This window comes from Streptomyces caelestis (assembly GCF_014205255.1).
In the GTDB taxonomy this organism is placed as follows: domain Bacteria; phylum Actinomycetota; class Actinomycetes; order Streptomycetales; family Streptomycetaceae; genus Streptomyces; species Streptomyces caelestis.
Window position 1 is genome coordinate 7,688,314 of sequence record NZ_JACHNE010000001.1, and the last position, 26,887, is coordinate 7,715,200.

Annotated in this window: 22 protein-coding genes and 1 pseudogene; 13 read left to right on the plus strand and 10 right to left on the minus strand. The window is 71.8% G+C overall.

Going from position 1 to position 26,887, the window contains the following annotated elements:
* Positions 1-55 precede the first annotated feature (55 nt).
* Positions 56-319, plus strand: a pseudogene (locus tag HDA41_RS34905) (macro domain-containing protein); the annotation flags it as partial.
* A gap of 10 nt (positions 320-329) precedes the next feature.
* On the opposite strand, the gene HDA41_RS34910 reads toward HDA41_RS34905, so the two are convergent.
* Together HDA41_RS34910 and HDA41_RS34915 are read right to left on the minus strand one after the other, a co-directional pair.
* Positions 330-1,223 carry an arginase family protein gene (locus tag HDA41_RS34910; protein ID WP_184991130.1) on the minus strand — a complete coding sequence of 298 codons (894 nt, stop codon included), beginning with the start codon at positions 1,221-1,223 and terminating at the stop codon, positions 330-332.
* A 94-nt stretch (positions 1,224-1,317) separates the two neighbouring features.
* Positions 1,318-2,841: a M1 family metallopeptidase gene (locus HDA41_RS34915; RefSeq protein ID WP_184991132.1), complete on the minus strand. Its 1,524-nt coding sequence runs from the start codon at positions 2,839-2,841 to the stop codon at positions 1,318-1,320.
* Positions 2,842-3,042: 201 nt separating this feature from the next.
* Between HDA41_RS34915 and HDA41_RS34920 the strand changes: the two genes are divergently transcribed.
* The 3 genes from HDA41_RS34920 to HDA41_RS34930 all read left to right on the plus strand — a co-directional run bounded on the left by HDA41_RS34920 (position 3,043) and on the right by HDA41_RS34930 (position 8,075).
* Positions 3,043-4,998: a Xaa-Pro dipeptidyl-peptidase gene (locus tag HDA41_RS34920; protein WP_184991134.1), complete on the plus strand. Its 1,956-nt coding sequence runs from the start codon at positions 3,043-3,045 to the stop codon at positions 4,996-4,998.
* Positions 4,995-6,269 (plus strand): M14 family metallopeptidase, encoded by a 1,275-nt coding sequence (locus tag HDA41_RS34925; RefSeq protein WP_184991136.1) that lies wholly within the window; start codon positions 4,995-4,997, stop codon positions 6,267-6,269. The genes HDA41_RS34920 and HDA41_RS34925 overlap by 4 nt, the downstream gene beginning before the upstream one ends.
* Positions 6,270-6,350: 81 nt before the next feature.
* Positions 6,351-8,075 carry a BCCT family transporter gene (locus tag HDA41_RS34930; protein WP_184991138.1) on the plus strand — a complete coding sequence of 575 codons (1,725 nt, stop codon included), beginning with the start codon at positions 6,351-6,353 and terminating at the stop codon, positions 8,073-8,075.
* Between the two features lie 567 nt (positions 8,076-8,642).
* On the opposite strand, the gene HDA41_RS34935 is transcribed toward HDA41_RS34930, so the two are convergent.
* Complete coding sequence (locus HDA41_RS34935) at positions 8,643-9,587, minus strand: FAD-dependent oxidoreductase (protein WP_184991140.1); 945 nt, start codon at positions 9,585-9,587, stop codon at positions 8,643-8,645.
* Between the two features lie 66 nt (positions 9,588-9,653).
* On the opposite strand from HDA41_RS34935, the gene HDA41_RS34940 reads away from it, so the two are divergent.
* Both HDA41_RS34940 and HDA41_RS34945 read left to right on the plus strand, forming a co-directional pair.
* Positions 9,654-10,676 (plus strand): oxidoreductase, encoded by a 1,023-nt coding sequence (locus HDA41_RS34940; protein ID WP_184991142.1) that lies wholly within the window; start codon positions 9,654-9,656, stop codon positions 10,674-10,676.
* Between the two features lie 46 nt (positions 10,677-10,722).
* A complete protein-coding gene (locus HDA41_RS34945) occupies positions 10,723-12,363 on the plus strand; it encodes an ABC-F family ATP-binding cassette domain-containing protein (RefSeq protein WP_184991144.1) in 1,641 nt (546 codons plus the stop codon).
* A 73-nt stretch (positions 12,364-12,436) separates the two neighbouring features.
* Here HDA41_RS34945 and HDA41_RS34950 read toward each other — a convergent pair whose 3' ends face one another.
* The 3 genes from HDA41_RS34950 to HDA41_RS34955 form a co-directional block, all read right to left on the minus strand.
* On the minus strand, positions 12,437-14,824 hold the full coding sequence (locus tag HDA41_RS34950) for a Tex family protein (RefSeq protein WP_184991146.1): 2,388 nt from the start codon (positions 14,822-14,824) through the stop codon (positions 12,437-12,439).
* A 111-nt stretch (positions 14,825-14,935) separates the two neighbouring features.
* Positions 14,936-15,067 (minus strand): LPFR motif small protein, encoded by a 132-nt coding sequence (locus HDA41_RS41860; RefSeq protein WP_010042827.1) that lies wholly within the window; start codon positions 15,065-15,067, stop codon positions 14,936-14,938.
* 143 nt (positions 15,068-15,210) lie between these two features.
* Positions 15,211-16,080 (minus strand): SCO6745 family protein, encoded by an 870-nt coding sequence (locus HDA41_RS34955; protein ID WP_184991148.1) that lies wholly within the window; start codon positions 16,078-16,080, stop codon positions 15,211-15,213.
* Between the two features lie 113 nt (positions 16,081-16,193).
* On the opposite strand from HDA41_RS34955, the gene HDA41_RS34960 reads away from it, so the two are divergent.
* Both HDA41_RS34960 and HDA41_RS34965 read left to right on the plus strand, forming a co-directional pair.
* Complete coding sequence (locus HDA41_RS34960; RefSeq protein ID WP_184991150.1) at positions 16,194-17,153, plus strand: GlxA family transcriptional regulator; 960 nt, start codon at positions 16,194-16,196, stop codon at positions 17,151-17,153.
* Between the two features lie 25 nt (positions 17,154-17,178).
* Positions 17,179-17,814, plus strand: coding sequence for a DJ-1/PfpI family protein (locus tag HDA41_RS34965; RefSeq protein WP_184991152.1), 636 nt, complete (start codon positions 17,179-17,181; stop codon positions 17,812-17,814).
* Here HDA41_RS34965 and HDA41_RS34970 read toward each other — a convergent pair.
* A complete protein-coding gene (locus HDA41_RS34970; protein ID WP_184991154.1) occupies positions 17,801-18,556 on the minus strand; it encodes an enoyl-CoA hydratase/isomerase family protein in 756 nt (251 codons plus the stop codon). The two genes, HDA41_RS34965 and HDA41_RS34970, sit on opposite strands and share 14 nt — an antisense overlap.
* Before the next feature lie 218 nt (positions 18,557-18,774).
* Here HDA41_RS34970 and HDA41_RS34975 point away from each other — a divergent pair, with 218 nt between their 5' ends.
* The gene (locus tag HDA41_RS34975) at positions 18,775-19,281 is read left to right on the plus strand and encodes an ATP-binding protein (RefSeq protein ID WP_184993998.1); all 507 of its coding nucleotides are present in this window, start codon (positions 18,775-18,777) and stop codon (positions 19,279-19,281) included.
* A 12-nt stretch (positions 19,282-19,293) separates the two neighbouring features.
* On the opposite strand, the gene idi is transcribed toward HDA41_RS34975, so the two are convergent.
* The 3 genes from idi to galE all read right to left on the minus strand — a co-directional run bounded on the left by idi (position 19,294) and on the right by galE (position 22,246).
* Positions 19,294-19,887, minus strand: a complete 594-nt coding sequence (idi, locus tag HDA41_RS34980) for an isopentenyl-diphosphate Delta-isomerase (protein ID WP_184991156.1) — start codon at positions 19,885-19,887, stop codon at positions 19,294-19,296.
* A 300-nt stretch (positions 19,888-20,187) separates the two neighbouring features.
* Entirely contained in the window at positions 20,188-21,126 is a 939-nt protein-coding gene (locus HDA41_RS34985) for a cation diffusion facilitator family transporter (RefSeq protein WP_184991158.1), read from the minus strand.
* 148 nt (positions 21,127-21,274) lie between these two features.
* A complete protein-coding gene (galE, locus tag HDA41_RS34990) occupies positions 21,275-22,246 on the minus strand; it encodes a UDP-glucose 4-epimerase GalE (RefSeq protein ID WP_184991160.1) in 972 nt (323 codons plus the stop codon).
* A gap of 279 nt (positions 22,247-22,525) precedes the next feature.
* Here galE and HDA41_RS34995 point away from each other — a divergent pair, with 279 nt between their 5' ends.
* From HDA41_RS34995 to HDA41_RS35010, 4 genes are read left to right on the plus strand one after another with little or no spacing between them, the layout of a single operon-like run.
* Positions 22,526-24,331, plus strand: coding sequence for a DUF5941 domain-containing protein (locus HDA41_RS34995; RefSeq protein WP_184991162.1), 1,806 nt, complete (start codon positions 22,526-22,528; stop codon positions 24,329-24,331).
* Positions 24,328-25,080, plus strand: a complete 753-nt coding sequence (locus HDA41_RS35000; RefSeq protein WP_184991163.1) for a phosphocholine cytidylyltransferase family protein — start codon at positions 24,328-24,330, stop codon at positions 25,078-25,080. Before HDA41_RS34995 ends, HDA41_RS35000 begins: the two co-directional genes overlap by 4 nt.
* Positions 25,068-26,129, plus strand: a complete 1,062-nt coding sequence (locus tag HDA41_RS35005) for an iron-containing alcohol dehydrogenase family protein (protein ID WP_184991165.1) — start codon at positions 25,068-25,070, stop codon at positions 26,127-26,129. The genes HDA41_RS35000 and HDA41_RS35005 overlap by 13 nt, the downstream gene beginning before the upstream one ends.
* Positions 26,107-26,886 (plus strand): CDP-alcohol phosphatidyltransferase family protein, encoded by a 780-nt coding sequence (locus HDA41_RS35010; protein ID WP_184991167.1) that lies wholly within the window; start codon positions 26,107-26,109, stop codon positions 26,884-26,886. Before HDA41_RS35005 ends, HDA41_RS35010 begins: the two co-directional genes overlap by 23 nt.
* Position 26,887 lies beyond the last annotated feature (1 nt).

Sequence of the window (26,887 nt, forward strand, 5' to 3'; positions counted from 1 at the left end):
CAGGGCCTACGGTGGCGTCATGTCGGGGATCAGGTATGTCCGGGGTGACGCCACCGTCGAGCCGTACGTGTGGGTGGCCAACATGATCGGCCAGCGCGGCACCAGGACCGGCAGCAAGGGCCTCCCCATGCGCTACGAGGCGATCGACACGGCATTGGGGACCCTGGCAGAGCGGGCCGTTGAACTGGGCGCGAGCGTCCACATGCCCCGTATCGGCTGCGGTCTCGCCGGCGGCAAGTGGTCCCGGGTCGAGCCGCTGATCGAGGAGCGGCTGATACGGCGGGGGATACAGGTGACGGTGTACGACCAAGGGCACTGACCGGCCCTGCTCAGCCCGGGCCGTCCCTGTCGAACGCCCGCACCAGACAGTCACTGAGGCGCTGCGCGATGACCCCGTCGTGATCCAGACGGGGGTTGAAGATCGCCACGCCGAGGCCGACGGCACCGCCGCCGGACAGGGCCGTGCGCAGGACGGTCTCCAGCTCCTGCCAGGTCAGCCCGTCCGGGAGCCGGTAGTCGACGGCGGGCATGACGGCATCGTCCAGTACGTCGACGTCGAGGTGGATCCAGTACCCGGCACCCGCGCTGCCGCCGGTCAGCAGCCCGACCGCGCGCCGGGCCGCCTCGCCCGCTCCCAGGGCGCGCACGGTGTCCAGTTCCAGCGCGTGCAGCGCGGTCGGCAGCGGCTGCATCCCGTACGCCGCTGACTCCTCCGCGTCCCGGAACCCCAGCGCGACGACGTCCTCGTCCCGTACCAGCGGGCCCCGGCCCTCCAGGTCGGCCAGTACGCGCGGGCCGCGCCCGGTGGCCAGGGCCAGTTCCATGGAGGCCACCTCACCGGCCGGTTCCGCCGACGGCTGGTAGAAGTCGGTGTGCCCGTCGAGGAACAGCAGCCCGTGCCGGCCGCGACGGCGCAGCGCGAGCAGGTTGCCGAGCAGCACACTGCAGTCGCCGCCCAGCACGAGGGGGAACCGGCCGTCGCCGAGGACACCGCCTACGGTGTCGGCCAGTGCGGTGGAGTAGGCGGCGATGCCGCCGGGATTCAGGACCCCGGTCCCCGGGTCCCGCTCCGGGTCGTACCGGGGCGGCTCGACCCGGCCCGCCGGTACCGCCCCGATTCCCTCGGCCAGCCCTGCCCGGAGCAGCGCTGCCGGCAGCTCCTCGACGCCGGTCGGGCGCAGCCCGAGCACGGACGGCGCCTCGATGATCGCCACGTTCCGCACGTCCGGCTCCTTCACCAGCCAGCCATCGCGCCGGCCGGGCCCACACGTCGACGCGCATGGGCCCACCGTAGACCGCCGTGCGGGACGAGGCGCGTCAGCGCACGTGCCCGGCGTTCCCGTGCTCCGCGTGCTCGTGCACCCCGTTCGTCGCCGCGATCTTCTTCCACGACCTCGGCTGCGACACAGCCCCCGGCCCCTTCGCGACCGCCACGGCCCGGGCCGCCGGGGCGCCCGGCTTCGACGGCTGGTACAGCCACGTGTCGAACAGGGCGGCCAGGGGCTTGCCGGACACCTCCTCGGCGTACCGCTGGAAGTCGGCGACCGACGCGTTGCCGTGGGCGTACTTCTGCGGCCAGCCCTTGAGGATCGTGAAGAACGACTCGTCGCCGATCTCGTTGCGCAGCGCCTGCACGGCCAGCGCGCCCCGGTCGTACACCGCGACGTCGAACTGGTTCTCCGGGCCCGGGTCCCCGGGCTTCACCGTCCAGAACGGGTCGTCGGCGGGATGCGAGGCGTACACGTGGTCGGCGAGTTCCTGCGCCGTGCCCTCGCCCTCGTGCTCGGACCACAGCCACTGCGCGTAGCGCGCGAAGCCCTCGTTGATCCAGATGTCCTTCCAGCGCTTGAGCGACACATCGTCGCCGTACCACTGGTGGGCCAGCTCGTGGACGACGAGGGAGACGTTCGACCCGTTGGCGAACTGCCGGGGGCTGTAGTACGGCCGGGTCTGGGTCTCCAGCGCGTACCCGGTGGTGGTGTTCGGCACGTATCCGCCGAGCGCGTTGTAGGGGTACGGCCCGAAGTAGCCGGTCAGCCAGTCGGCGATCTCCCCGGTCCGTTCGAGGCTCGCCCGCGCCGCGCCGGCGTGGCTCCCCAGGTCCTTGCTGTAGGCGTTGAGGACCGGGATGCCGCTCTCGGTCGTGCCGGTCGTGATGTCGAACTTCCCGACCGCGAGCGTGGCGAGGTACGTGGCCTGCGGCTTGTCGGAGCGCCAGTTCCAGCGGGTCCAGCCGAGACGCGAACTCGTCGACTGAAGCGTGCCGTTGGAGATGGCCTGCGTGCCGTCCGGGACCAGCACGGACACGTCGTAGGTCGCCTTGTCGAGCGGGTGGTCGTTGCTCGGGAACCACCAGACGGCCGCCTCGGGCTCGTTCGCCGCGACGCCCCCGTCCGGGGTGCGGTGCCAGCTCGTGAAGCCGTACGCCTTCTTCGACGACGGCACGCCGCGGTAGCGCACGACGACCGTGACGGGCGTGCCCTTGGCCAGCGGGGTCTTCGGGGTGATCTCCAGCTCGTGCTCGCCCGACGTCCGGAACGACGCCTTCGCGCCGTTGACGCGCACCTCGCCGACGTCCAGCAGGAAGTCCAGGTTGAAGCCGGACAGGTCCTGCGTGGTGCGGGCCACGAGGGTCGCGGTGCCCTCGAGTTCGTCCGTGGCCGGCTGGTATCTGAGCCTGAGGTCGTAGTGGGAGACGTCGTATCCGCCGTTGCCGTGGGCCGGGTAGTAGGGGTCACCGATACCCGGTGCACCGGGGGAGTGGGGCGCGGCCGATGCCGGGATCGCCAGCAGGAGAACGGCCGCGGCCAGGGCTCCCGGCGCGATGATTCTGCGGTGCACGCAACACTCCAAGTCGTAGGGTCCCGAAGTCCGTCCGGAGCTTATTGACTCCCTGTGCCTCTGATCATGTCCATGGCCTCTGCTGTCACACGATCGCCATTCGGCCGACATGAGACACCGGACCCAGAGGGCCGTCCCGGACACGCCGGTCCGTCAGCTGCCCTCTTCTGAACGGGAGTTCACCGATGTAGCGTCCGCCGCATGCCGAAACGCACGCGCTTCACGACCTGGAGACCGCTCGCGACGGCGGCCACGTCCGCCCTGCTGGCCACGCTGCTCACCCCGGCAGCGGCGGACGCCGCCCCACGCGAGAGCCGTCCCGTCCACTCGTACGACGACGCCATCCGCGAGGCCGTCTGGGTGGACACCGGACTCGACGGCGACCGCGACGGAAAGGCCGACCGGGTCGCCGTGGACATCGTCCGCCCCCGCGAACCCGCCCGGCAGGGCCGCAAGGTCCCCGTCATCATGGACGCCAGCCCGTACTACTCCTGCTGCGGGCGCGGCAACGAGAGCCAGAAGAAGACGTACGACGCGAACGGCGACGTCGACCAGATGCCGCTGTACTACGACAACTACTTCGTGCCCCGCGGCTACGCCTTCGTCGGTGTCGACCTGGCCGGAACCAATCGCTCGGACGGTTGCGTCGACGTCGGCGGCCGCTCCGACATCCGGTCCGCGAAGGCCGTCGTCGACTGGCTCAACGGCCGTGCCAAGGCCTACACGACCCGCACCGGCACCACCCGCGCCCAGGCCGCCTGGACCAACGGCAGGACCGGCATGATCGGCAAGAGCTGGGACGGCACCATCGCCAACGGCGTCGCCGCGACCGGGGTCGAAGGCCTGAAGACCATCGTCCCGATCAGCGCCATCTCCTCCTGGTACGACTACTACTTCCAGCAGGGCGCCCCGCTCTACGACTCCGGCCCCGAATGGCTGTCGGACTACGTCAACAGCCCCGACGCCCGCGCCAAGTGCGCCACCGTGCAGCGCAAGCTCGTCGACGGGGCCCCGCGCACCGGCGACTGGACCCCGCTGTGGACCGAGCGCGAGTACGTCAGGGCCGCGCGGAAGGTCAAGGCCAGCGTCTTCCTCGTGCACGGCACGCAGGACCTCAACGTGCGGATGAAGCACGTCGGCCAGTGGTGGGACGCTCTCGCGAAGAACGGCGTCGAGCGCAAGATCTGGCTCTCCCGAACCGGCCACGTCGATCCCTTCGACTTCCGCCGCGCCACCTGGGTCGACACCCTCCACCGCTGGTTCGACCACGAACTCATGGGCTACGACAACGGCATCGACCGCGAGCCCATGGCCGACATCGAACGCCGCCCCGACCAGTGGACCACCTCGAAGACCTGGCCCCCGAACGGCACCCGGGCCGCCACCCTGCGCCCCGGCGAAGGCGCCCAGGCAGGCGTCGGCACCCTCGGCCTGCGCCGCGGCCACGGCACCGCGGCCTTCACCGACGACCCGAAGCTGAGCGAGACGGACTGGGCCGCGCAGATCGACAAGCCGACACCGGAGAAGGCCGGTTTCGTCACCCGGCCGCTCACCCGCGACCTGCGCCTGTCCGGCTCCTCCGAGGTCACCGTCACCGCGACGCCCTCCACCCCGACGGCCCACCTCTCCGCCGTCCTCGTGGACATCGGCCCCGCCACCATCCGCGACTACGCCGACGCGGGTGAGGGCATCACCACCCTCACCGACCGCACCTGCTGGGGCGCGAGCACCGCCGGCGACAGCTCCTGCTTCAAGGAGACGAAGGCGAAGACCGCCGACGTCGACTACACGATCGTCAGCCGCGGCTGGGCCGACCTCGGCAACCACGCCTCCGACCTGACGGGCGCCCCGCTCACCCCGGGCAAGCGGTACACCGTCACCCTCGACCTGGCGGCGACCGACCACGTCGTCCCCAAGGGCCACCGCCTGGCGCTGATCGTCGCCGGCACCGACAAGGGCCTCATCGACCCTCCCGCGGACACGCCCAAGCTAACTCTCGACCTGTCCCGCACCTCGGCCCGCGTCCCGTTCGTCGGCGGAGCCACCGCCTTCGCCCGCGCCACCACGGGCGCCGCGTCCGCCACGCCCGCCGCCACCCTCCTGGACGGCGTACGGGATCCGCGCACCACTCACCGCGTCCCGGAGGGAAGCCAGTGACCCGCGTCCGCGCCCTGACCCTGACCGCCGTGGCCGTCGCCGCGTCCCTGGTCGCCGCCCCGGCCCGGGCCACCACCGACTCCCCGCCACGCACCGGCTTCGAGCAGACGAACGGTGCCCGCTGGACCACCCAGCCCGAGGAACAGGACTTCCTCGAATCCGTCGACCGGTCGAGCAGCCGAGTCTCCCTGACCCGCTTCGGTACGACGAAGCAGGGCCGCCCGCTCCAACTGGTACGGATCGGCACCCACCCGGCCCCCAACAAGGTGCTGCTCGTGTGCACCCAGCACGGCGACGAACCCGCCGGCCGCGAAGCCTGTCTGACCACCGTCCGCGACCTCGCGTACGCACGTGACAGCGGCACCCGGCGCTTCCTGGACCGCACCACGGTCCTCGTCGTGCCCACCGCCAACCCCGACGGCCGGGCCGCCGACACCCGGGGCAACAGCGACGGCGTCGACATCAACCGCGACCACCTCGCGCTCCGGACCGCCGAAGGCCGGGCGCTGGCGAAGCTCATCCGCGACCAGCGCCCCGACCTCGTCTACGACCTGCACGAGTACGGCGCCACACCCCCGTACTACGACAAGGACCTCTTCGACCTGTGGCCGCGCAACCTCAACACCCACGAGGCGGTCCACGACGAGGCGAAGACCCTCTCCGAGGCCTACGTCCGCCCCGCGGCGCAGCGGGCCGGCCACTCGACCGGCACCTACGGCATCTGGACCGACCCCGAGACCGGTGAGCCGGTCAAGCAGGTCGCCGGAGACGGTCAGGAACGCATTTTGCGCAATATGTCCGGCATTAAACACGGCATCGGACTGCTCATCGAGAGCCGTGTCGACCCGCTCACCGATGCCGAGAAGGCGGACGAGGCGCTGAACAACCGCCGCCGGGTCACCTCTCAACTCGACGCGCTGGGCGGCCTGTTCCGATACGCCGACCAGCGCCGCGGCGCGGTCGAGGCGGCGACGGGCAGGGCCCGGTTCGCGGGATACGCCACCGCCGGCCCCGTCTACGCAGGCGGCGCCGACAACGACGCGCCCGAACCGGCCGAGGTGATCCAGAACCCGCCCTGCGGCTACCGGCTCACGCCCGCGCAGTACGACGAGGTGGGAGACGAACTCGCGCTGCACGGCGTGCGCGTTCGCCGGGACGCGGAGGGCGTGCTCGTACCCCTGCGCCAGTCCCTGCGGGCGCTCGTGCCGCTGCTGCTCGACGAGCGCGGAACGTACCACCTGACGGCAGGAAAGCCGGAAACGCAATGTTGAGGGGGGTGAAATTGCGCCACACGTGGTAGGGGCGTTACGGAGGACTTACGTTCCTCCTACGTCCGATGAAAGGTGCCGCCTGTGACGCACGACCGACCAAGTGAAAGCGACCACCAAGCGGGGGCCGCGCTTCCGGGTTCGGAAGCGGGCCTCCCCGGTCAGGAACGTCCTAAAACCGACCGAATTGTCTTCGGGGTCACGGCCGTGCTCACCCTCGCCTTCGTGGTTTGGGGAGCCGCGGCGACCGACTCGCTCGAAGACGTCTCCACCAGCATGCTCAGCGGGCTGATGCACAACGGCGGCTGGGCGTTCATGCTCGCCGCCTCCGCCTTCGTCGTCTTCGCCCTCTGGCTCGCCGCCAGCCGCTACGGCCGTATCCACCTCGGGGCGGAGGGCGAGGAGCCCGAGTTCCGCACGGTGTCCTGGGTCGCGATGATGTTCAGCGCGGGCATGGGCATCGGCCTGATGTTCTACGGCGTGAGCGAGCCGTTGTCGCACTACTCGACGGCCCCGCCGGGCATTAACCCTGCCGACTCCGGTGAGCGCATGGAGACGGCCATGGCCACCACCCTGTTCCACTGGACGCTCCACCCCTGGGCGATCTACGCCGTGGTGGGCCTCGCCATCGCCTACAGCACCTTCCGCAGGCGACGCCGCCAGACCATCAGCGCCGTGTTCACGCCGCTGATCGGCACGAAGCACGCGAACGGCGCCGTCGGCCGCGTCATCGACATCCTCGCGATCGTCGCGACCGTCTTCGGTTCCGCCGCGTCCCTGGGGCTCGGCGCGCTGCAGATCGGCTCCGGTGTGCAGGAGCTGAACTGGATGGACAAGGTGAGCACCGGGCTGCTCGTCACGATCATCGCGGTGCTGACCCTGGCCTTCGTCGCGTCCGCGGTCTCAGGCGTGGAGCGCGGCATCCAGTGGCTGTCCAACACCAACATGGTGCTGGCGCTGGTGCTCGCCCTGTTCGTGTTCGTGGCGGGTCCGACCATCATCGTCCTCGACCTGCTGCCCACGTCCGTCTTCGCCTACCTCGGCGACCTGCCCCAGCTGGCCGGCCGGACGGAGGCCAGCGGCGGGGAGGGTGTCGCGGACTGGCTGAGCAGCTGGACCGTCTTCTACTGGGCGTGGTGGATCTCCTGGACGCCGTTCGTGGGCATGTTCATCGCCCGCATCAGCCGGGGCCGCACGATCCGGCAGTTCGTCGGCGGTGTCATCCTCGTGCCCAGCACGGTCAGCCTGATCTGGTTCGCGGTCTTCGGCGGCTCGGCGATGAAGATGCAGGAACAGGGCAGGCTCGGCAAGGAGCAGACCCCGGAGGGCCAGCTCTTCGACGTGCTCCAGCAGTTCCCCATCGCCACGGCCACGAGCCTGCTCGTGATGGTCCTCGTCGGCATCTTCTTCGTGTCGGGCGCCGACGCGGCGTCGATCGTCATGGGCACCCTGTCGCAGAAGGGCGCGCTCGAACCGGGCCGTATGGTCGTGGTGTTCTGGGGCGTCGTCACCGGCGCGGTGGCCGCGATCATGCTCATGGTCGGCAGCGGCCAGGGCGACGCGCTGACGGGCCTGCAGAACCTCACGATCCTCGCGGCGGCCCCGTTCGTCGTCGTGATGACCTTCATGTGCGTGGCCCTCATGCGCGACCTGCGCCGCGACCCGGTGATGGTGCGCGAGCAGATGGGCTCCGAGGCGGTGGAACTGGCCGTCATCGAAGGCCACAAGAAGTACGACGGCGACTTCGAGTTCCGCGTCGGCCCGGGCCGCGGCCCGGACGTCGAGGGCGACCCCATCGGCAAACACTGACCAACCCAACCCGGTGCCCCCAAGGGCCCTTGACCTCGACGCCCCCGGCCGACATCGGCCGGGGGCGTCGAGGTCTGGGGCCGGGGGCGTCTTTTGGCCGGGAGTGTCCCGGGCGTCTTCGGCTGGCGATCGGGGTGTGTTGGGCTGGGGGTTCGGAGCCGGGCCCAGGTGTCTGCCGACGGCGTCGCGGGTGGGTGGCTCGGGAGTCCTGGGCTGGGGTGCGGGGCCTGGGCGGCCGGGGTGTCGTGCCTCGGCGGAGCGTTGCGGTCGGCGGCCGGTGCGCCTTCGGCCGGTACGTCAGAGGCGGATGGCTCGGCGTCTTGGGCTGGGCGGGCTCGGGGTCTGGCGGCCGGCGGGTAGCCGCGAAGCCCGCCTGCCCCGCGACGCCCGGCACTCCCTCCAAGCTCTTCGAGCAGGGGGGGGACCCCTACTCGCCGCAGGGCCCGCCCTCCGGGTGGACGACGGGATGTGGCGGAGACCCCCTGAGGGGCGTCCGGGGCGAGTGCCCGGGCCTCGTCCTCCGAGGCCGGGCGGGCGGTCCGGGTGTTCGCAGCCGGTCCGGGCGGCTCAGGCCGCCAGTCGGGCCGCCTCCTCCGCGCAGCCCCAGGCCACCGTCACCCCCGCGCCGCCGTGGCCGTAGTTGTGGATCAGGAGCCGGCCGTCCGGCAGGGTGTCGCGCTCCAGGCGGACCGCGGGGCGGGTGGGGCGCAGGCCGACCCGGTGTTCCAGCACACGCGCCCCGGCGATCTCCGGCCGCAGCGCCGCGCAGCGGCGGATGATCGCCTCGGCCGTCGCGGGGTCGGGTTCCAGCGACCAGACGTCCTCCTCCGCCGTACCGCCGAGGACGAGCCCGCCCGGCTGCGGGAACATGTACGCGTACTCCCCGGCCGCGTCGGTGGAGACCAGCCAGGTGTCGATCCCCGGGTTCTCCACGACGACCAACTGCCCGCGCACGGGCCGCACGGACGGATCCGGCACCAGCTCCCGCGCGGCGAGCCCCGTGCAGTTGATCACGACCGGCGCGTCGGCCTCCGCGAACCCGGACACCGTACGAGCCTCGACCACGCCGCCCGCCGCCACGAACCGTTCCCGCAGCCACGCCAGATGAGCCGGCATGTCGATGAGCGGCAACCGAACCCGGACGCCGTACCCCGTGTACTCCCCGGCCGTGGTCGCCCGCCGCTCCGGCACGCGCTCCGCCAGCCACCCGTCGACCTCGTCGAGACGCGTCTCGCCCAGTACCCCTTCGACCATGCGTACGCCGCTCCCGGACCGCGCGGCCAGCTCCTCGTACACCTCCAGCGACCGCAGCGCCCACGCCCGCGCCAGCGCGACCGGCTCGATCCGGTACGGCCACCACAGGGCCCCCGCAACCGCTGAGGTGGTCGCCTCCGCGGGGTCCCGCGTCCACACCCGGACCCGCCGCCCCCGCTCGGCGAGAACCACCGCGGTCGTCAGCCCGACCACCCCGCCACCGACCACCGCGATCTCGTCACCACGCTCACCAGCCATGCCCGGACGGTAGCGGAATGTGTCATGCCGTGCTCATATCACGCGCAGTGTGGGGATACTCACGGTATGTGTGCCGAGTACACGACCTTCGGCCTGGCACCCGCGATGCGGGCCGGCGCAGTCCTCACAGACGGTGGTTACCAGGTCCACCGGGACTTCGTGGACTTCATCGTCGGCGGACGCCCGCTGCTGTTCCAGCTCTCCGACCTCGACGCGGTCTCCCCGCTCGCCTCCGACGTACCGCCCGCGATCTTCACCGCCCAGGTCCGCAGCCTGCTCCTGGAGAGCCCGGCGCCGCTGCCCGGCGGCCGGTACGTGGTCTACGGCTGCCCCGAGTGCGAGGACCTGGCCTGCGGCGCCGTCACCGCGGTCATCCGGCGGGACGGCGAGGACTTCATCTGGCGCGACTTCGCCTGGCAGACCGACGAACACGTCGACCTGGAGCTCAACGGCTACCAGGGCATCGGCCCGTTCCGCTTCCGCGGCGCCGAGTACCGCGCGGCGCTGAGCGCCCTGCTGAACGGCTCCGCCCCGGACACCCCCCGCCGCGTCCTGCTGATCGGCGCCCGCGTCGCCGTCCTGGCCAAGCTCGCCGCGGCGCTGCGCACCATCGGCGTCGGCGCGGACATCGCCCACGACGCCGACCACGTGCCCGCCGACGAGCTGCGCGGCTACGGCGCCGTCGCCTTCGGCCGCGGGACCGGCGAGCGGGAACGTGCCGCCGTCCGCCGTGCCTTCGAACGCGCCAAGGTCCCCGTCGCCTACGTTGACGGCCTCGCCCCGATCGTGCCCCTCCTCGTCGCCCAGATCGAGCACGCCCTGGACCGCGGTCCGCTGGAGCAGCGCCGCCTCACCGGCCTGACCGTCACCGACGGCGAGGCCGACGTCGAGGTCACCTCCGCCTGCCGGGTCACCCTCACCGCGTACCGTCTCGACCGGCTCTCCCGCACCCGCACCCACGAGATCGTCGACGGCGTCCTGGAACCGGGCCGCCACCGCATCGCCCTCGGCCCCAGGGCGGTCAAGGGGCAGTCCTTCCTGGTGGCGCGCACCGCCACCAGCGTGCTGGTGACGGCCGTGACCCCCTGAAACCCGTCCGCGGACCGCCCGGGACGGCCGTTAGGATCGCGGTCTGATGACTGCCACCCTCGTCGCCAAGAACCTCGCCGCCGGCCACGGCGACCGCTCCCTGTTCACCGGACTCGACCTCGTCGTCGCGCCCGGCGACGTGATCGGCCTGGTCGGAGCCAACGGCGCCGGCAAGTCCACCCTGCTCACGATGCTGGCCGGACTCACCGCCCCCGAGCAGGGCGAGCTGCGTCTGTCCCCGCCGACCGCCACCGTCGGCCATCTGCCTCAGGAGCCGGACCGCCGCCCCGGCGAGACCGTCCGGGGGTTCCTGGCCCGCCGCACCGGCGTAGCCGAGGCCCAGCGCACCATGGACGAGGCGACCCAGGCTCTCGTCGACGGGGCGCCCGGCGCCGACGACGCCTACGCCACGAGCCTGGAGCGCTGGCTCGGACTCGGCGGCGCCGACCTCGACGAACGCGCCGAGGAGGTCGCCGACTCCCTGGGCCTCGCGGTCGATCTGGACCAGCTGATGACGTCGCTGTCCGGTGGCCAGGCCGCCCGCGCCGGCCTCGCCTCCCTGCTCCTGTCCCGCTACGACGTCTTCCTCCTCGACGAGCCCACCAACGACCTCGACCTGGACGGCCTGGAGCGCCTCGAACGCTTCGTGAGCGGCCTGCGCGCCGGCACGGTGGTCGTCAGCCACGACCGCGAGTTCCTCACCCGCACCGTCACCAAGGTCCTCGAACTCGACCTCGCGCAGCGGCAGATCAACCTCTACGGCGGTGGCTACGAGGCCTACCTGGAGGAGCGGGAGGTCGCGCGCAGGCACGCCCGCGACGAGTTCGAGGAGTACGCCGACAAGAAGTCGGCTCTCCAGGACCGCGCGCAGATGCAGCGCTCCTGGATGGACAAGGGCGTGAAGAACGCGCGCCGCAAGGCGGGCAACGACAACGACAAGATCGGCCGCAAGTTCCGCAGCGAGGCCAGCGAGAAACAGGCCGCGAAGGCCCGCCAGACCCAGCGCATGATCGAGCGGCTGGATGCCGTCGAGGAGCCCCGTAAGGAGTGGGAGCTGCGCATGGAGATCGCGTCGGCCCCGCGCTCGGGCGCCGTCGTGGCGACCCTGCGGGACGCCGAGGTGCGCCGCGGCGGCTTCGTCCTCGGCCCGGTGTCCCTCCAGATCGACTGGGCGGACCGGGTGGCGGTGACGGGCGCGAACGGCGCCGGCAAGTCCACCCTGCTCGCCGCCCTGCTCGGACGCGTCCCCCTCGACGCCGGGCACGCGTCCCTCGGCTCGGGCGTCCTGCTCGGCGAGGTCGACCAGGCCCGCAAGTTGTTCCACGGCCAGGAGCCCCTGATGGACGCCTTCCGCGCGGCCGTCCCGGACACCGAACCGGCCGAGGTCCGTACCCTCCTGGCCAAGTTCGGCCTCAAGTCGGACCACGTTCTGCGCCCCGCGGCGACCCTCTCCCCGGGCGAGCGCACCAGAGCGGCCCTGGCGCTGCTCCAGGGCCGCGGCGTCAACCTCCTGGTCCTCGACGAGCCGACCAACCACCTCGACCTGCCCGCCATCGAGCAGCTGGAGTCGGCCCTCGACTCCTACGAGGGCACCCTCCTGCTGGTCACCCACGACCGCCGCATGCTCGACGCCGTACACGTCACGCGCCGCATCGAGGTGACGGACGGCAAGGTGACCGAACGCTGACGAACCGTCAGAGGCCCGGCCCCTTCCGCCTCGCGGGAAGAAAGGGCCGGGCCCGGAAAAGCGACAGACGACCTCAGCGGCGGCCGTTCTTCGGGTCGGCCAGACCGGCGCGGCGCAGGGCGTCGGCCATCGCGCTGTTGGCGGGCGGGGGCGCCTGACGCGAACCACCGCCACTGCCACGGCCGCCACCGCCACGACCGCCCTGCCGCTGCTGCGGCGGACGCCCGCCGCGCTGCCGGCGCTCGCCGGAGCCGCCCTCCCCCTGAGGGGCCGCCTCGTCGTCCAGGCGCAGCGTCAGCGAGATCCGCTTGCGCGGGATGTCGATGTCGAGGACCTTCACCTTGACGATGTCCCCGGGCTTCACCACCTCCCGCGGGTCCTTGACGAACGTCTTCGACATCGCGGAGACGTGCACCAGACCGTCCTGGTGGACACCGACGTCCACGAACGCGCCGAACGCGGCGACGTTCGTCACGACGCCCTCCAGGACCATCCCGGCCGACAGGTCGGAGATCTTCTCCACGCCCTCCTTGAAGGCGGCCGTCTTGAAGGCCGGACGCGGGTCACGCCCGGGCTTCTCCAACTCCTTGAGGATGTCGGTGACCGTCGGCAGACCGAACGTCTCGTCCACGAAGTCCTGCGGCTTCAGCGAGCGCAGCACCGCGGTGTTGCCGACGAGACCCGCGACCTCCTGCCCGGCGGTCTTCACCATGCGCCGGACCACCGGGTACGCCTCGGGGTGCACGCTGGAGGCGTCCAGCGGGTCGTCACCGCCGCGGATCCGCAGGAAGCCCGCGCACTGCTCGTACGCCTTCGGGCCCAGCCGCGCCACCTTCTTCAGCTCACCACGGGACGTGAAGGGCCCGTTGGCGTCCCGGTGCGCCACGATGTTCTCGGCGAGCCCGGAGGTGATGCCGGAGACCCGGGACAGCAGCGGGGCCGACGCCGTGTTGACGTCCACGCCCACGCCGTTCACACAGTCCTCCACCACCGCGTCCAGCGAACGCGACAGCTTCACCTCCGACAGGTCGTGCTGGTACTGGCCGACACCGATCGACTTCGGGTCGATCTTCACCAGCTCGGCCAGCGGGTCCTGCAGCCGCCGGGCGATCGACACGGCGCCGCGCAGCGACACGTCCATGTCGGGCAGTTCCTGTGAGGCGAAGGCGGACGCCGAGTACACGGACGCGCCGGCCTCGGACACCATCACCTTCGTGAGGTTCAACTCCGGGTGCTTGGCGATCAGTTCCCCGGCGAGCTTGTCGGTCTCGCGGGACGCCGTGCCGTTGCCGATGGCGATCAGCTCGACCGCGTGTTCCTTCGCGAGCCGGGCCAGCTTGGCGATGGCCTCGTCCCACCGGTTGGCCGGGACGTGGGGGTGGATGACGTCCGTGGCGACGACCTTGCCGGTCGCGTCGACGACGGCGACCTTCACCCCCGTACGGAAACCGGGGTCGAGACCGAGCGTCGCGCGCGTGCCCGCCGGGGCGGCGAGCAGCAGGTCGCGCAGGTTGGCCGCGAAGACCCGCACGGCCTCGTCCTCGGCGGCCGTGCGCAGCCGCAGCCTGAGATCGATGCCGAGGTGGACGAGGATGCGGGTGCGCCAGGCCCAACGGACCGTGTCCAGCAGCCACTTGTCGCCGGGGCGGCCCCGGTCGGCGATCCCGAACCGGTGCGCGACCGTCCCCTCGTACGACGACGGGCCGTCGGTGGGCTCCTCGGGCTCCAGGACGAGGTCGAGGACCTCCTCCTTCTCACCGCGCAGCATCGCCAGGATGCGGTGCGAGGGCAGCTCGGTGAACGGCTCCGCGAAGTCGAAGTAGTCGGCGAACTTCGCGCCCGCCTCCTCCTTGCCCTCCCGCACCTTGGCGGCCAGCCGCCCGCGCACCCACATGCGCTCACGCAGCTCGCCGATCAGGTCGGCGTCCTCCGAGAACCGCTCGGTGAGGACCGCCCGGGCGCCGTCGAGGGCCGCCTGCGGATCGGCCACGCCCTTGTCGGCGTCGACGAACGCGGCGGCCGCGGCGAGGGGCTCGACGGACGGATCGCCGAGCAGCCCCTCCGCCAGCGGCTCGAGACCGGCCTCACGGGCGATCTGTGCTTTGGTGCGCCGCTTGGGCTTGTACGGGAGGTAGATGTCCTCCAGGCGCGCCTTGGTCTCCGCGCCCCGGATCCGCGCCTGAAGCTCCTCGGTGAGCTTGCCCTGCTCGCGCACCGACTCCAGGATCGCCGTCCGCCGCTCCTCCAGCTCCCGCAGATAGCGCAGCCGCTCCTCGACGGTGCGCAGCTGCGCATCGTCGAGCATCTCGGTCGCTTCCTTGCGGTAGCGGGCGATGAAGGGCACCGTAGAACCGCTGTCCAGCAGCTCCACGGCAGCCCTGACCTGCCGCTCCCGTACGCCGAGCTCCTCGGCGATCCTGCCTTCGATGGACCCTACTTCGAGGGACCCGGGTGTCGTCACGATCCCGTACCGCCTATCCACTGAGGTTGCGCGGCAATTGTGGCAGGTGACACCGACACTCGGGGTCAGGGCGGCATCCGGCAGGTCGGGACGGCCTTTGGCAGACCCTGGTCAGACCCTGCGGCTGCGAGTGGAGGAAGAAGCGCCGCCGAAGAGCCGGGCCAGGGCCCGGAAGGGCAGCGTCACGACAGTGGCGATGGCGCCGCCGATCTGGCGCAGCACGTCTGCAATGGCACGGAACACGTAATTCCCCTTTCTCGTTCCCGACCGCAGCGGCCGGGAGAGACCGGGTACCTCACCAAGGCCTCACCATGCGTCACGGTCGAACACACATGCCCGGCCCGGTGCGCACCCGGGCTCGCCGTGAGGCCGTGCGGCCCTGGCGATCAGCGCTTGCCGAGCAGATCCGCCGGAAAGGCCCCGGCCGTGAGCGCCGCCTGCGCGAACGCCGCCCCCAGCTCGGTCAGCCGCGCCACCCCCTGCGCGCCCAGGTGCTCGTACGGTGCCCGGTCCAGGCGGTCCGTCTCCTGCTCGATCTCCTCGCGCAGGGCGACACCGCGCTCGGTGAGCTCGCCCGTCGCGTCCAGCAGCCCGCGCTCACGCAGCCGGCCCGTCGCCGCGTCCCAGTCCTCCTGGCTCCAGCCCCGCGTGTTGAAGACCCACTTCGGTGTCATGCCCTTGCCCGTCGCCGTGTGGGTCACCATGGCCTCCAGCCCGTCCAGCCCCGCGGACATCAGCACGGCCAGATGCCCGTCGCCCCGGTGCTCGCGCAGCAGGGTCGCCGCATGCCAGTACGCGAGGTGCGGCTCCTCGGGGACGGGCAGGTCGGCATGGGCGGCGTACAGCGGCCGGGCGCCACGCGAGCAGGCCTCGGCGGCGCGCAGCGCGAGCCGCGCGGCCTCGGCCATCTCGGCCGACGCCAGGATCTCTTCGCCCAGCAGGCGGCGCAGCGTCGCGTCGACGGCACGCGCGCGTGCCGCCAGCACCTGGCCGGGCGTCGCGGTCTCCCACACGGCAGGTACGTGCCGGGCCACGAGCTCGTACTTGTAGTTGTAGAAGGCAGCCGCCACCGCCCCGGCCCCGACCGGCCCGAGGGCGGCGGCCCGCACGGCGAAGTTCACGGCATGGGGATGGGTGATCCCGGCAGCACCCAGTTCCCGCCCCAGATCCGGCGAGAAGTAGTGCGTCGCGTGCACGGAGTTGAGCACGTTCTGGCAGCGTCGGCCGGCGAGCGGCGAGAGGGCGGCAGTCGTCATACCCGGCAGGTTACCAACCGCTTGGTATGTCCTCTGAGGTAGTACCCCCATGGCAGAAAACGTGGGGAAGTCGTCATTGCGGCCACACTCCGGACCTGCGAAGAATCGACGGCATGGCCCAGCGCACCGTTCTTGCCGTCCTCTTCGAGGGCGTGCAGAGCCTCGACGTCACCGGGCCCGTGGAGGTCTTCGCGGGCGCGGAGCTGCTCTCCCCGGGCGCGTACCGGATCCGGACGGCTTCCCTGGACGGCGCGCCGGTGCGGACCACCAGCGGCCTGACGCTCGTACCCGACGAGTCCCTGACCACCGCGTCCGACCCGGACATCCTTCTCGTCCCCGGCGGCGCGGGCTCCCTGCGCCCCGACCCGCGCCTGGTCGACTGGGTGCGCGAGCACGGGCCGCGCGCCGCCCGGCTGGTCTCCGTGTGCACCGGCGCGGCCGTGCTCGCCGCGGCCGGCCTGCTGGACGGCCACCGGGCCACGACCCACTGGGCGTACTGCGACCGGCTCGCCCGTGACCACCCGGGCGTCGAGATCGACCCCGACCCCGTCTACGTACGCGACGGACACATCGCCACGTCGGCCGGTGTCACCGCCGGCATCGACCTCGCCCTCGCCCTGGTGGAGGAGGATCTGGGCCGGGACACCGCCCTCACCATCGCCCGCCACCTGGTCGTGTTCCTGCGCCGGCCCGGCAATCAGGCCCAGTTCAGCGCCCAGCTCGCGGCCCAGACCGCACACCGTGAGCCGCTGAGGGAAGTCCAGCGCTTCATCGCCGAACGCCCCGGCGCCGACCTCTCCGTCGAGGCCCTCGCCGCCCGCGCCCGCTTGTCGCCCCGCCACTTCGCTCGCGCCTTCCGGTCCGAGACCGGTATGACGCCGGGCCGGTACGTGGATCGGGTCCGCCTGGAACACGCCCGCCGCCTGCTGGAGGACACCGCCGGCGGTATCGAGGAGATCTCCCGCACCAGCGGCTACGGCACCCCCGAGGCCATGCGCCGGGCCTTCGTCAAGGCTCTGGGCACGCCCCCGGCCGAGTACCGCCGCCGCTTCCGCCCCGCGACGACCCCCTGAACCGCCCAACCAACGAGAGGGACCCATGCAGATCGCCATCGTCCTCTACGACGGCTTCACCGCCCTCGACGCCATCGGCCCCTACGAAACCCTCGGCCGGCTCCCGGACGCGGAGACCGTCTTCGTCGCCGAGGAGACCGGCCCCGTACGGAACGACTCCCGGAACCTCGCGTTCCTCGCCGAACGGACCCTGGCCGACTTACCGAACCCCGACATCATCGTGGTCCCCGGCGGCCCGGGCCCGCTCCCCTTAGCGGCGGACGGACCCCTGCTCACCTGGCTGCGTACCGCCGACGCCACCAGCACCTGGACGACGTCCGTGTGCACCGGCTCCCTGCTGCTCGCCGCCGCCGGACTCCTCCGGGGGCGCCGCGCGACCTCCCACTGGCTGGCCCTGGAGGAGCTGAAGCGCCACGGCGCCGAGCCCACGGGGGAGCGGGTCGTCACCGACGGCAAGTACGTCACCGCCGCCGGCGTCTCCTCCGGCATCGACATGGGCCTGACCCTGCTCGGCCGGATCGCCGGCGACGACCACGCGCAGATCATCCAGCTCGGCACCGAGTACGACCCGCAGCCGCCCTACGACGCCGGATCACCCGAGAAGGCCCCCGCGCACATCGTCGAACTGCTCCGGTCGCACGCCGGCTTCATTCTGTCGTAGACACACTCCAGCCGAACCGCGGCTGCCTGCGCTCCAGGAACGCGGCGACACCCTCCGCGGTGTCGCCGCTCTCGCGTGCCCGCGCGGCCCAGTGTGCGTCGCGGTCTGTGCACCCGTTCGCGAACTCCTTGGCCGCGGCCTGCGTCAGCTGCGAACGGGACGCCAGGATCCGGGTGAACTCGCCGACCCGCTTGCCCAGTTCGCCCTCGGGCAGCACCTCGTCGGCCAGTCCGGTGCGCAGCGCCCGTTCCGCGTCGATCAGTTCGCCGGAGAAGAGCAGGTACTTGGCGGTGGCCGGCCCGACCAGGGACACCAGCCGCCTGGTCGAGGACGCCGGATAGACGATGCCGAGCTTCGCGGGCGTCACGCCGAACAGCGCCCCCTCCTCGGCGAACCGCAGATCACAGGCCGCCGCCAGCTGCGCTCCGCCTCCCACACAGTGCCCGCGCACCGCCGCCAGCGTGGGCTTCGGGAACGCGGCGAGTGCCTCCTCCGCCGCCACGGCCAGCCGTTGCGCCTCCTCCGAAGAGCCCCGCAGCGTCGAGATGTCGGCCCCGGCGCAGAACGTCCCGCCCTCACCGGTGAGCACCAGTGCCCGCACGGCCGGATCGCCCGCGAGCCCCTGAAGCAGCGGTGGTAGGGAGCACCACATGGCGGCCGTCATGGCGTTGCGCTTCTCGGGGTGGCGGATGACGACCGTCGCGACCGAGTCGGTCACGCTGTACAGCAGCTGCGGCTCCATGCGCCGGATGCTATCCGGACGCCAAACCCGTACAACCCGAATAGTTCGCCGAGACGGCACAAGAGGGACAGGACCAGTCCCACAACTGACCGTGTCATACGCCAACGGTCAGAAGCGTTCGATACTCGCTGACTTCTGGTCAGCCATGGGGGAGGGAGCGCATCGTTACCAACACTCGGGGTGTGGCGACAATCGAGCGCGAGGGTGGCGACCGGACGATGGACGACGACGGGCGTGGGTTCGGCTCACGCCCAGAGGGCTGCGCGGCGCCCCTCGGCCCCGGGCCCGCGGATCCGCTGCCGTACGAAGGGGTCTGGCGGTTCACCGCACCGGCGGTCGACGCCTCGGTGCCGCAGGCGCGGCACGCCGTACGGGATCTGCTGCTGCGTCAGGGCGCGCCCGTCTCGGACGATCTGGCCCAGGGACTGCTGCTGATCGTCTCGGAGCTGGTGACGAACGCCGTGAAGCACGCGGCGGTGCTCTCACCGACCATCGCCGTCGAGCTGGCCGTCGGTGCCGAGTGGCTGCGCCTGTCCGTCGAGGACAACCACCCGTACCGGCCGACCGCGCTGGAGACCGACCACGGCCGGACCGGCGGTCGCGGCCTGCTGCTGGTGCGCGAGATCACCCATGAGGCGGGCGGGGTGTGCGAGGTCGACCACACCGCGAGCGGCGGAAAGGTGATCTGGGTCACCCTGCCGCTCAAACCCGCGCGCTTCCCGTAGGCCCTGCCGTCGTCACCAGCCGGCCGACGCGCCGGTCAGCTCCCTGATCGCCGGCCGGGCCGCGTCCAGGACGGTCATGAACCAGGACGAGAAGGGGCCCTTGTCATGCCGCTCCGCCAGCTCCGGCGGAGTGACGAACGCCGTCGACGCCACCTCCTGCGGATCCGGCCGCACCACGGCCTGCACCATCCCGACGAAGAGGTGGTTGTACTCCTGCTCCACCAGGCCGGACTCCGGGTCCGGGTGGTTGTAGCGGACCGTGCCCGCCTCGGCCAGCAGGGAGGGGGAGGCGCCGAGCTCCTCGAAGGTCCGCCGCGCCGCCGCCGCGAAGGGCGCCTCACCGGGGTACGGGTGGCCGCAGCAGGTGTTCGACCACACGCCGGGGGAGTGGTACTTGCCCAGCGCCCGCTGCTGGAGCAGCAGCCGGCCGTACTCGTCGAAGAGGAACACGGAGAACGCGCGGTGCAACTGCCCGGGCGGCTGGTGGGCGGCGAGCTTCTCCGCGGTGCCGATCGTCACGCCGTCCTCGTCGACCAGTTCCAGCAAAATCGCGTCTGCGGTGCCGCTCGACGGGCTGTGCGTCGCGGTGGCAGGTGTGATCGGCATACCCATCCTTCACATCGGTCTTCGCGCCCCAAGTCTGCCGTACGAATCCGGCACACCCGGCACTTCGCGCCGCGCCCGCATGTCCCGCGCGGCGGCGCGGAGCGCGGACGGCGCCGCTCGGGCCCGGAAGAGGGACCCAGTAGGTGATCGTGCCCGGCACGGTGGGCCGAAAATCGTCCCAGCCGGTGCGGTGGGAGCCAGAGCGAGGGCGCGCGCCGGAGGGCTGGCTTCCCCGGCGCACTCCTCGCGCAATGCGCCCCACCAGCGGCATCGGCCCCACGGGCCTCAACAATGGGCGCGTCAGTGGCAGAGATGCGCCTCGTGCTCCCGGTGCCCGCCCGGCTCCAGCTGGAAGGTGCAGTGCTCCACGTCGAAGTGGCCGCCGAGACAGTCCTGGAGCTCGTGGAGCATCTTCTCGTGGCCGATCGCGCTCAGCACCTCCGAGCTGACGACCACGTGCGCCGACAGCACCGGCATGCCGGAGGTGATCGTCCAGGCGTGCAGGTCGTGGACGTCCTCCACCCCGTCGGTCGCCAGGATGTGGGCCCGCACCTCCGCCATGTCGACACCCTTGGGCGCCGCCTCCAGCAGGACGTTCAGGGTCTCGCGCAGCAGCTTCACCGTGCGCGGCACGATCATCAGCGCGATGACGAGCGAGGCGATCGGGTCGGCGGCCTGCCAGCCCGTGATCATGATCACCAGGGCCGAGACGATCACCGTGACCGAGCCCAGGGCGTCCGCCGCCACCTCCAGGAACGCGCCGCGCACGTTCAGGCTCTCCTTCTGGCCGCGCATCAGCAGCGCCAGCGACACCATGTTCGCGACCAGGCCGATGGCACCGAACACGACAGCGAGGTGGCCCTCGGTGTCCGCCGGGGTGACGAAGCGCTGGACCGACTCGTACACGACGTACCCGCCGACCCCGAGCAGCAGCAGACAGTTGGCCAGGGCGGCGAGGATCTCGGCGCGGGCGTACCCGAAGGTGGCCCGGTCGCTGGGCGGGAGGTTCGCGAAGCGGATCGCGAGCAGCGCCATGCCGAGGCCCAGCGCGTCCGTCGCCATGTGCGCCGAGTCCGCGACGAGCGCGAGCGAGTCGGCGAGCACCCCGCCGACGATCTGGACGACCACAATGCCGAGCGTGATCGCCAGCGCGACCCGCAGTCTGCCGCGGTACGCGGAGGTCGCCGTACCGCCGGCCGGCGCGCCGTGCGCGTGCCCGTGATCGTGCCCAGCCCCCATGAAAGGTCATCCTCCCGCTGTTCGCCTGATCGTGCTCGGGCAGCCCAGTGAACTACGGGGAGGGGGTATGCGCAACGCGGCACTGAACACCGTTGTCATCTGCCCTGACCTGCGGAAACGATGCGCAGGTCAGGGCAGCCTCAGTGAGTCAGGAGCCGTGGTGCAGGAGCCAGCCCCGCCACGCCGACTCGGCCATCTCGCGTACCCCGCGCCGGGCCGTCCAGCCGAGTTCCGCAGCCGCCCGGGCCGCCGAGGCCACCGCCCGCGGAGCGTCCCCGGGGCGGCGGCCCTCGACGAGCGGTGGCCGGCGGTCGCCGGTGACCTCGCCGATGACCGTGATGAGTTCGCGCACCGAGACGCCCTCGCCCCGGCCGATGTTGACCGTCAGATCGCCCGTGACGCCCCCGTCGGCGAGCCGCCGGGCCGCCGCGAGATGGGCCTCGGCCAGGTCGGTGACGTGGATGTAGTCACGGACGCAGGTGCCGTCCGGGGTCGGGTAGTCGGCACCGAAGATCCTGGGCGCCTCGTCGCGCGTCAGCCGGTCGAAGACCATCGGGACGATGTTGAAGACGCCCGTGTCCGCCAGTTCCGGCGCGGCCGCGCCCGCCACGTTGAAATAGCGCAGACATACGGTGGAGATCCCGTGCGCCCGGCCCGCCGCCCGCACCAGCCACTCCCCGGCGAGCTTCGTCTCGCCGTACGGGTTGACCGGCGCACAGGGCGTGTCCTCCGTGATGAGGTCCACACCCGGGTCGCCGTACACCGCGGCCGACGACGAGAACACGAAGCGCTCGATCCCGGCCCCGGCGACCGCGTCCAGGAGGGTCACCAGGCCGCCGACGTTCTCCCGGTAGTACCGCGTCGGCTGCGCGACGGACTCGGCGACCTGCTTGCGCGCCGCCAGGTGCACCACACCCGTCACGCCGTGCTCGGTGAGCAACCGCTTCAGCAGGTCACCGTCGAGCGACGAGCCCTCGACGAGCGGTACGCCCGCCGGGAGCCGCGCGGGAACCCCGGCCGAGAGGTCGTCCAGGGCGAGGACGCGCTCCCCGGCCTCGTTCATGGCCCTGGCCACGTGGGCCCCGATGTAGCCGGCCCCGCCGGTGATCAGCCAAGTCATGGTCGCCCACCCTATGCGGCTCTGGGCCGGGCCCTGCGTGATGTCCCCGATGTCCGGTCTGTAGGCGCGGTTTGTGGGGCGGGCCCCGGATCCACGATGATGATCGCGGCAAGGGCTTGTGCGAACCACGTAGATCGATCTGCCGAACAGGCGGTGAACGTGGCCCTCCCGGCATCCGATAGCCTCTGCCGACATGCCGCCCGGGAGCATTCCGGCGCGGGCGCCCCCACCATGTACAGCACTGGCGCGGACGCGTCGGTATCCAGGGAGTGAATTCGGTTGTCGACCGCCATCCTCACCGGTCAGCCGGTCCCCGGATCGTCGATCGAGGGCGATCTGCGGTCCCTCGGCTTCGACGTGCGGGTCGCGGCCGACGCCGCCGAGGCCGAGACCCTGCTCGCCGGGGTGCCGGGCGGGGAGCGGGTCGCCCTGGTCGACGCCCGGTTCGTGGGACATGTGCACGCGCTGCGCCTCGGCCTGACCGACCCCCGCTTCCCGCTCGCCGCGATCCCGGGCGCCGTCACCGCACAGCCGGCCGGCCGCCAGGCCCTGACCCGGGCGATGGCCCGTGAGAACTCCGCGGGCGGCGGCACCACCCTCGTCGACAGCCTCGCCGACCGTATCCTCACCGCCCTGGACGCCGACGGCGCCGACGTGCACCGCCCCGAACTGGGCAGCCTCGTCGCCACCGTCCCCGCCGACCCGCAGGCCCGCAACGAGGCACGGCAGGCGGTGACGGCCGTCGACGACGAGGCCGTACGCCTGAAGTCGGCCGTGAAGTCCCGCGACGGCTTCTTCACCACCTACTGCGTCAGCCCGTACTCCCGTTACATCGCCCGCTGGTGCGCCCGCCGCGGCCTGACCCCGAACCAGGTCACCACCGCCTCGCTGCTCACCGCCCTGATAGCGGCGGCCTGCGCGGCCACCGGTACCCGCGGCGGCTTCGTCGCGGCCGGCGTCCTGCTGATCGCGTCCTTCGTGCTGGACTGCACCGACGGCCAGCTCGCCCGCTACTCCCTGCAGTACTCCACGCTCGGCGCCTGGCTCGACGCCACCTTCGACCGGGCCAAGGAGTACGCCTACTACGCCGGCCTCGCCCTCGGCGCCGCCCGCGGCGGAGACGACGTCTGGGCCCTCGCCCTCGGCGCCATGGTCCTGCAGACCTGCCGGCACATCGTGGACTTCTCCTTCAACGAGGCCAACCACGACGCCACCGCCAACACCAGCCCCACCGCCGCCCTCTCCGACAAGCTCGACAGCGTCGGCTGGACGGTCTGGGTGCGCCGCATGATCGTCCTGCCCATCGGCGAGCGCTGGGCGATGATCGCCGTCCTCACCGCCGTCACCACCCCTCGCGTCACCTTCTACGCGCTGCTCATCGGCTGCGCCTTCGCGGCGACGTACACCACGGCGGGCCGGGTGTTGCGCTCCCTCACCCGCAAGGCCCGGCGGACCGACCGCGCGGCGGGCGCCCTGGCCGACCTGGCGGACAGCGGCCCGCTCGCCCAGGGCTTCGCCGAGGCGCTCAAGAAGCCCGCGCGCACGCTGCCGGGCTTCACGGCGCCCGCCGTCGCCCTCCTCGGGGGTCTCGCCGTCGTCCTCACGTCCGCGCTGACCGGCTTCGGCGGGCCCTGGCCGATCGTCGCCGCGCTCGCCTACGCCCTGACCTCGGGCCTCGCCGTCGCCCGCCCCCTCAAGGGCGCCCTCGACTGGCTGGCCCCCCCGTTCCTCCGCGCCGCGGAATACGGCACCGTCCTCGTCCTGGCGGCCAAGGCGGACGTGAACGGAGCCCTTCCTGCGGCTTTCGGGCTGGTGTCCGCGGTCGCCTACCATCACTACGACACGGTGTACCGCATCCGCGGCAACGCCGGAGCGCCCCCGGCCTGGCTGGTGCGTTCCATCGGGGGGCACGAAGGGCGGACGCTGCTCGTCACCGTCCTCGCCGCGCTGCTCACCGCCTCGCAGTTCACGGTCGCGCTCACGGCTCTCGCCGTGGCCGTGGCCCTGGTGGTGCTCGTCGAGAGCATCCGCTTCTGGGTGTCCGCAGGGGCGCCCGCCGTACACGATGAAGGAGAACCCGCATGATCGGCCTCGTGCTGGCGGCCGGCGCCGGACGGCGTCTGCGCCCCTACACCGACAGCCTTCCCAAGGCGCTGGTGCCGGTGGGGCCCGCGGGCATAGAGGGCGAACCCACGGTTCTCGACCTGACCCTCGCCAACTTCGCCGAGGTCGGCCTCACGGAGGCCGCGATCATCGTCGGCTACCGCAAGGAGGCCGTGTACGCGCGCAGGGAAGCGCTGGAGAAGAAGTACGGCCTCAAGCTCACCCTCATCGACAACGACAAGGCCGAGGAGTGGAACAACGCCTACTCCCTGTGGTGCGGGCGTGACGCCCTCAAGGACGGCGTGATCCTCGCCAACGGCGACACCGTCCACCCGGTCTCCGTCGAGAAGACGCTGCTCGCCGCCCGCGGCGACGGCAAGAAGATCATCCTCGCCCTGGACACCGTGAAGGACCTCGCCGACGAGGAGATGAAGGTCGTCGTCGACCCCGCCAAGGGCATGACGAAGATCACCAAGCTGATGGACCCCGCCGAGGCCACCGGTGAGTACATCGGCGTCACCCTCATCGAGGGCGACGCGGCCCCCGAACTGGCCGACGCGCTCAAGACCGTGTGGGAGACCGACCCGCAGCAGTTCTACGAGCACGGCTACCAGGAGCTGGTGAACCGCGGCTTCCGTATCGACGTGGCGCCGATCGGCGACGTCAAGTGGGTGGAGATCGACAACCACGACGATCTCGCCCGTGGACGGGAGATCGCATGCCAGTACTGACCCGGCTCATCCCCTCGCCGCTGGTCGTGGACATCCGCCCGGGTGCCCTCGACGACCTGGCGTGCGTCCTCGCCGACGAGCGCATCTCGCACTCCGGCCGCCTCGCCGTCGCGGTCAGCGGCGGCTCCGGCGCCAAGCTGCGCGAGCGCATCTCGCCCGGCATGCCCGGCGCCACCTGGTACGAGGTCGGCGGCGGCACCCTCGACGACGCGGTCCGGCTGGCGAGCGACATAAAGGCCGGCCACTACGACGCGGTCGTCGGCCTCGGCGGCGGCAAGATCATCGACTGCGCCAAGTTCGCCGCGGCACGCGTCGGCCTGCCCCTGGTCGCCGTGCCCACGAACCTGGCGCACGACGGCCTGTGCTCGCCGGTCGCCACCCTCGACAACGACGCGGGCCGCGGCTCCTACGGTGTGCCGAACCCGATCGCGGTCGTCATCGACCTGGACGTCATCCGTGAGGCCCCGGTCCGCTTCGTCCGCGCCGGCATCGGCGACGCCGTCTCCAACATCTCCGCCATCGCGGACTGGGAGCTGGCCAACCGCGTCAAGGGCGAGCGGATCGACGGACTCGCCGCGGCCATGGCCCGCCAGGCCGGCGAGGCCGTACTGCGGCACCCGGGCGGCATCGGGGACAACGACTTCCTCCAGGTGCTCGCCGAGGCGCTGGTCCTCAGCGGCATCGCCATGTCGGTGTCCGGGGACTCGCGGCCGTCCTCCGGGGCGTGCCACGAGATCAACCACGCCTTCGACCTGCTGTTCCCCAAGCGGGCCGCAGCCCACGGCGAGCAGTGCGGTCTCGGCGCGGCCTTCGCGATGTGGCTGCGCGGGGCGCACGAACAGTCGGTGTACATGGCCGAGGTGCTGCGCCGGCACGGGCTGCCCGTGCTGCCGGACGAGATCGGCTTCACGACGGACGAGTTCGTCAAGGCCGTCGAGTTCGCCCCGGAGACCCGGCCCGGCCGCTACACCATCCTCGAACACCTCGACTTGAACACCGAACAGATCAAGGACACCTACGCCGACTATGTCAAGGCCATCGGTAGCTGAACTCCGCCCCGTCGTTCACCCCGCGGGGGTGAAGGACCGGCGCAGCGGTGAGCACTGGATGGGACGCCTCTACATGCGTGAGGTGTCCCTGCGGGTCGACCGTTACCTGGTCAACACCAGGGTCACGCCCAACCAGCTCACCTACCTGATGACCGTCTTCGGTGTGCTCGCGGCCCCGGCACTGCTCGTGCCGGGGATCCCGGGCGCCGTGCTCGGCGTGGTGTGCGTCCAGATGTACCTCCTGCTGGACTGCGTCGACGGCGAGATCGCGCGCTGGAAGAAGCAGTACTCCCTCAACGGCGTCTACCTGGACCGCGTCGGCGCCTACCTCACCGACGCCGCGGTGCTCGTCGGCTTCGGCCTGCGCGCCGCCGACCTGTGGGGCAGCGGCCGGATCGACTGGCTGTGGGCCTTCCTCGGCACCCTGGCCGCCCTCGGCGCCATCCTGATCAAGGCCGAGACCGACCTCGTCGGCGTCGCCCGCCACCAGGCCGGGAAGCCGCCGGTCAAGGAGGCCGCCGCCGAGATGCGCTCCTCCGGCATGGCGCTGGCCCGCAAGGCCGCCGCCGCCCTGAAGTTCCACCGCCTCATCCTCGGCATCGAGGCGTCGCTGTTGATCCTGGTCCTGGCGATCGTCGACCAGGCCCGCGGCGACCTGTTCTTCTCCCGGCTCGGCGTGGCGGTGCTGGCCGGGATCGCGCTGGTGCAGACGCTGCTGCACCTCGTGTCCATCCTCGCCTCCAGCAGGCTGAAGTGAG

What these genes read in the sequence shown, in the direction of transcription:
- HDA41_RS34965 (WP_184991152.1), top strand. Translation starts at nt 17,179, where the DNA reads ATGCAGATCGCCATCGTCCTCTACGACGGCTTCACCGCCCTCGACGCC.
- HDA41_RS35005 (WP_184991165.1), top strand. Translation starts at nt 25,068, where the DNA reads ATGCCAGTACTGACCCGGCTCATCCCCTCGCCGCTGGTCGTGGACATC.
- HDA41_RS34945 (WP_184991144.1), top strand. Translation starts at nt 10,723, where the DNA reads ATGACTGCCACCCTCGTCGCCAAGAACCTCGCCGCCGGCCACGGCGAC.
- HDA41_RS34985 (WP_184991158.1), bottom strand. Translation starts at nt 21,126, where the DNA reads ATGGGGGCTGGGCACGATCACGGGCACGCGCACGGCGCGCCGGCCGGC.
- HDA41_RS34920 (WP_184991134.1), top strand. Translation starts at nt 3,043, where the DNA reads ATGCCGAAACGCACGCGCTTCACGACCTGGAGACCGCTCGCGACGGCG.
- HDA41_RS34970 (WP_184991154.1), bottom strand. Translation starts at nt 18,556, where the DNA reads ATGGAGCCGCAGCTGCTGTACAGCGTGACCGACTCGGTCGCGACGGTC.
- HDA41_RS34935 (WP_184991140.1), bottom strand. Translation starts at nt 9,587, where the DNA reads ATGGCTGGTGAGCGTGGTGACGAGATCGCGGTGGTCGGTGGCGGGGTG.
- HDA41_RS34975 (WP_184993998.1), top strand. Translation starts at nt 18,775, where the DNA reads ATGGACGACGACGGGCGTGGGTTCGGCTCACGCCCAGAGGGCTGCGCG.
- galE (WP_184991160.1), bottom strand. Translation starts at nt 22,246, where the DNA reads ATGACTTGGCTGATCACCGGCGGGGCCGGCTACATCGGGGCCCACGTG.
- idi (WP_184991156.1), bottom strand. Translation starts at nt 19,887, where the DNA reads ATGCCGATCACACCTGCCACCGCGACGCACAGCCCGTCGAGCGGCACC.
- HDA41_RS34960 (WP_184991150.1), top strand. Translation starts at nt 16,194, where the DNA reads ATGGCCCAGCGCACCGTTCTTGCCGTCCTCTTCGAGGGCGTGCAGAGC.
- HDA41_RS35000 (WP_184991163.1), top strand. Translation starts at nt 24,328, where the DNA reads ATGATCGGCCTCGTGCTGGCGGCCGGCGCCGGACGGCGTCTGCGCCCC.
- HDA41_RS34955 (WP_184991148.1), bottom strand. Translation starts at nt 16,080, where the DNA reads ATGACGACTGCCGCCCTCTCGCCGCTCGCCGGCCGACGCTGCCAGAAC.
- HDA41_RS34940 (WP_184991142.1), top strand. Translation starts at nt 9,654, where the DNA reads ATGTGTGCCGAGTACACGACCTTCGGCCTGGCACCCGCGATGCGGGCC.
- HDA41_RS35010 (WP_184991167.1), top strand. Translation starts at nt 26,107, where the DNA reads ATGTCAAGGCCATCGGTAGCTGAACTCCGCCCCGTCGTTCACCCCGCG.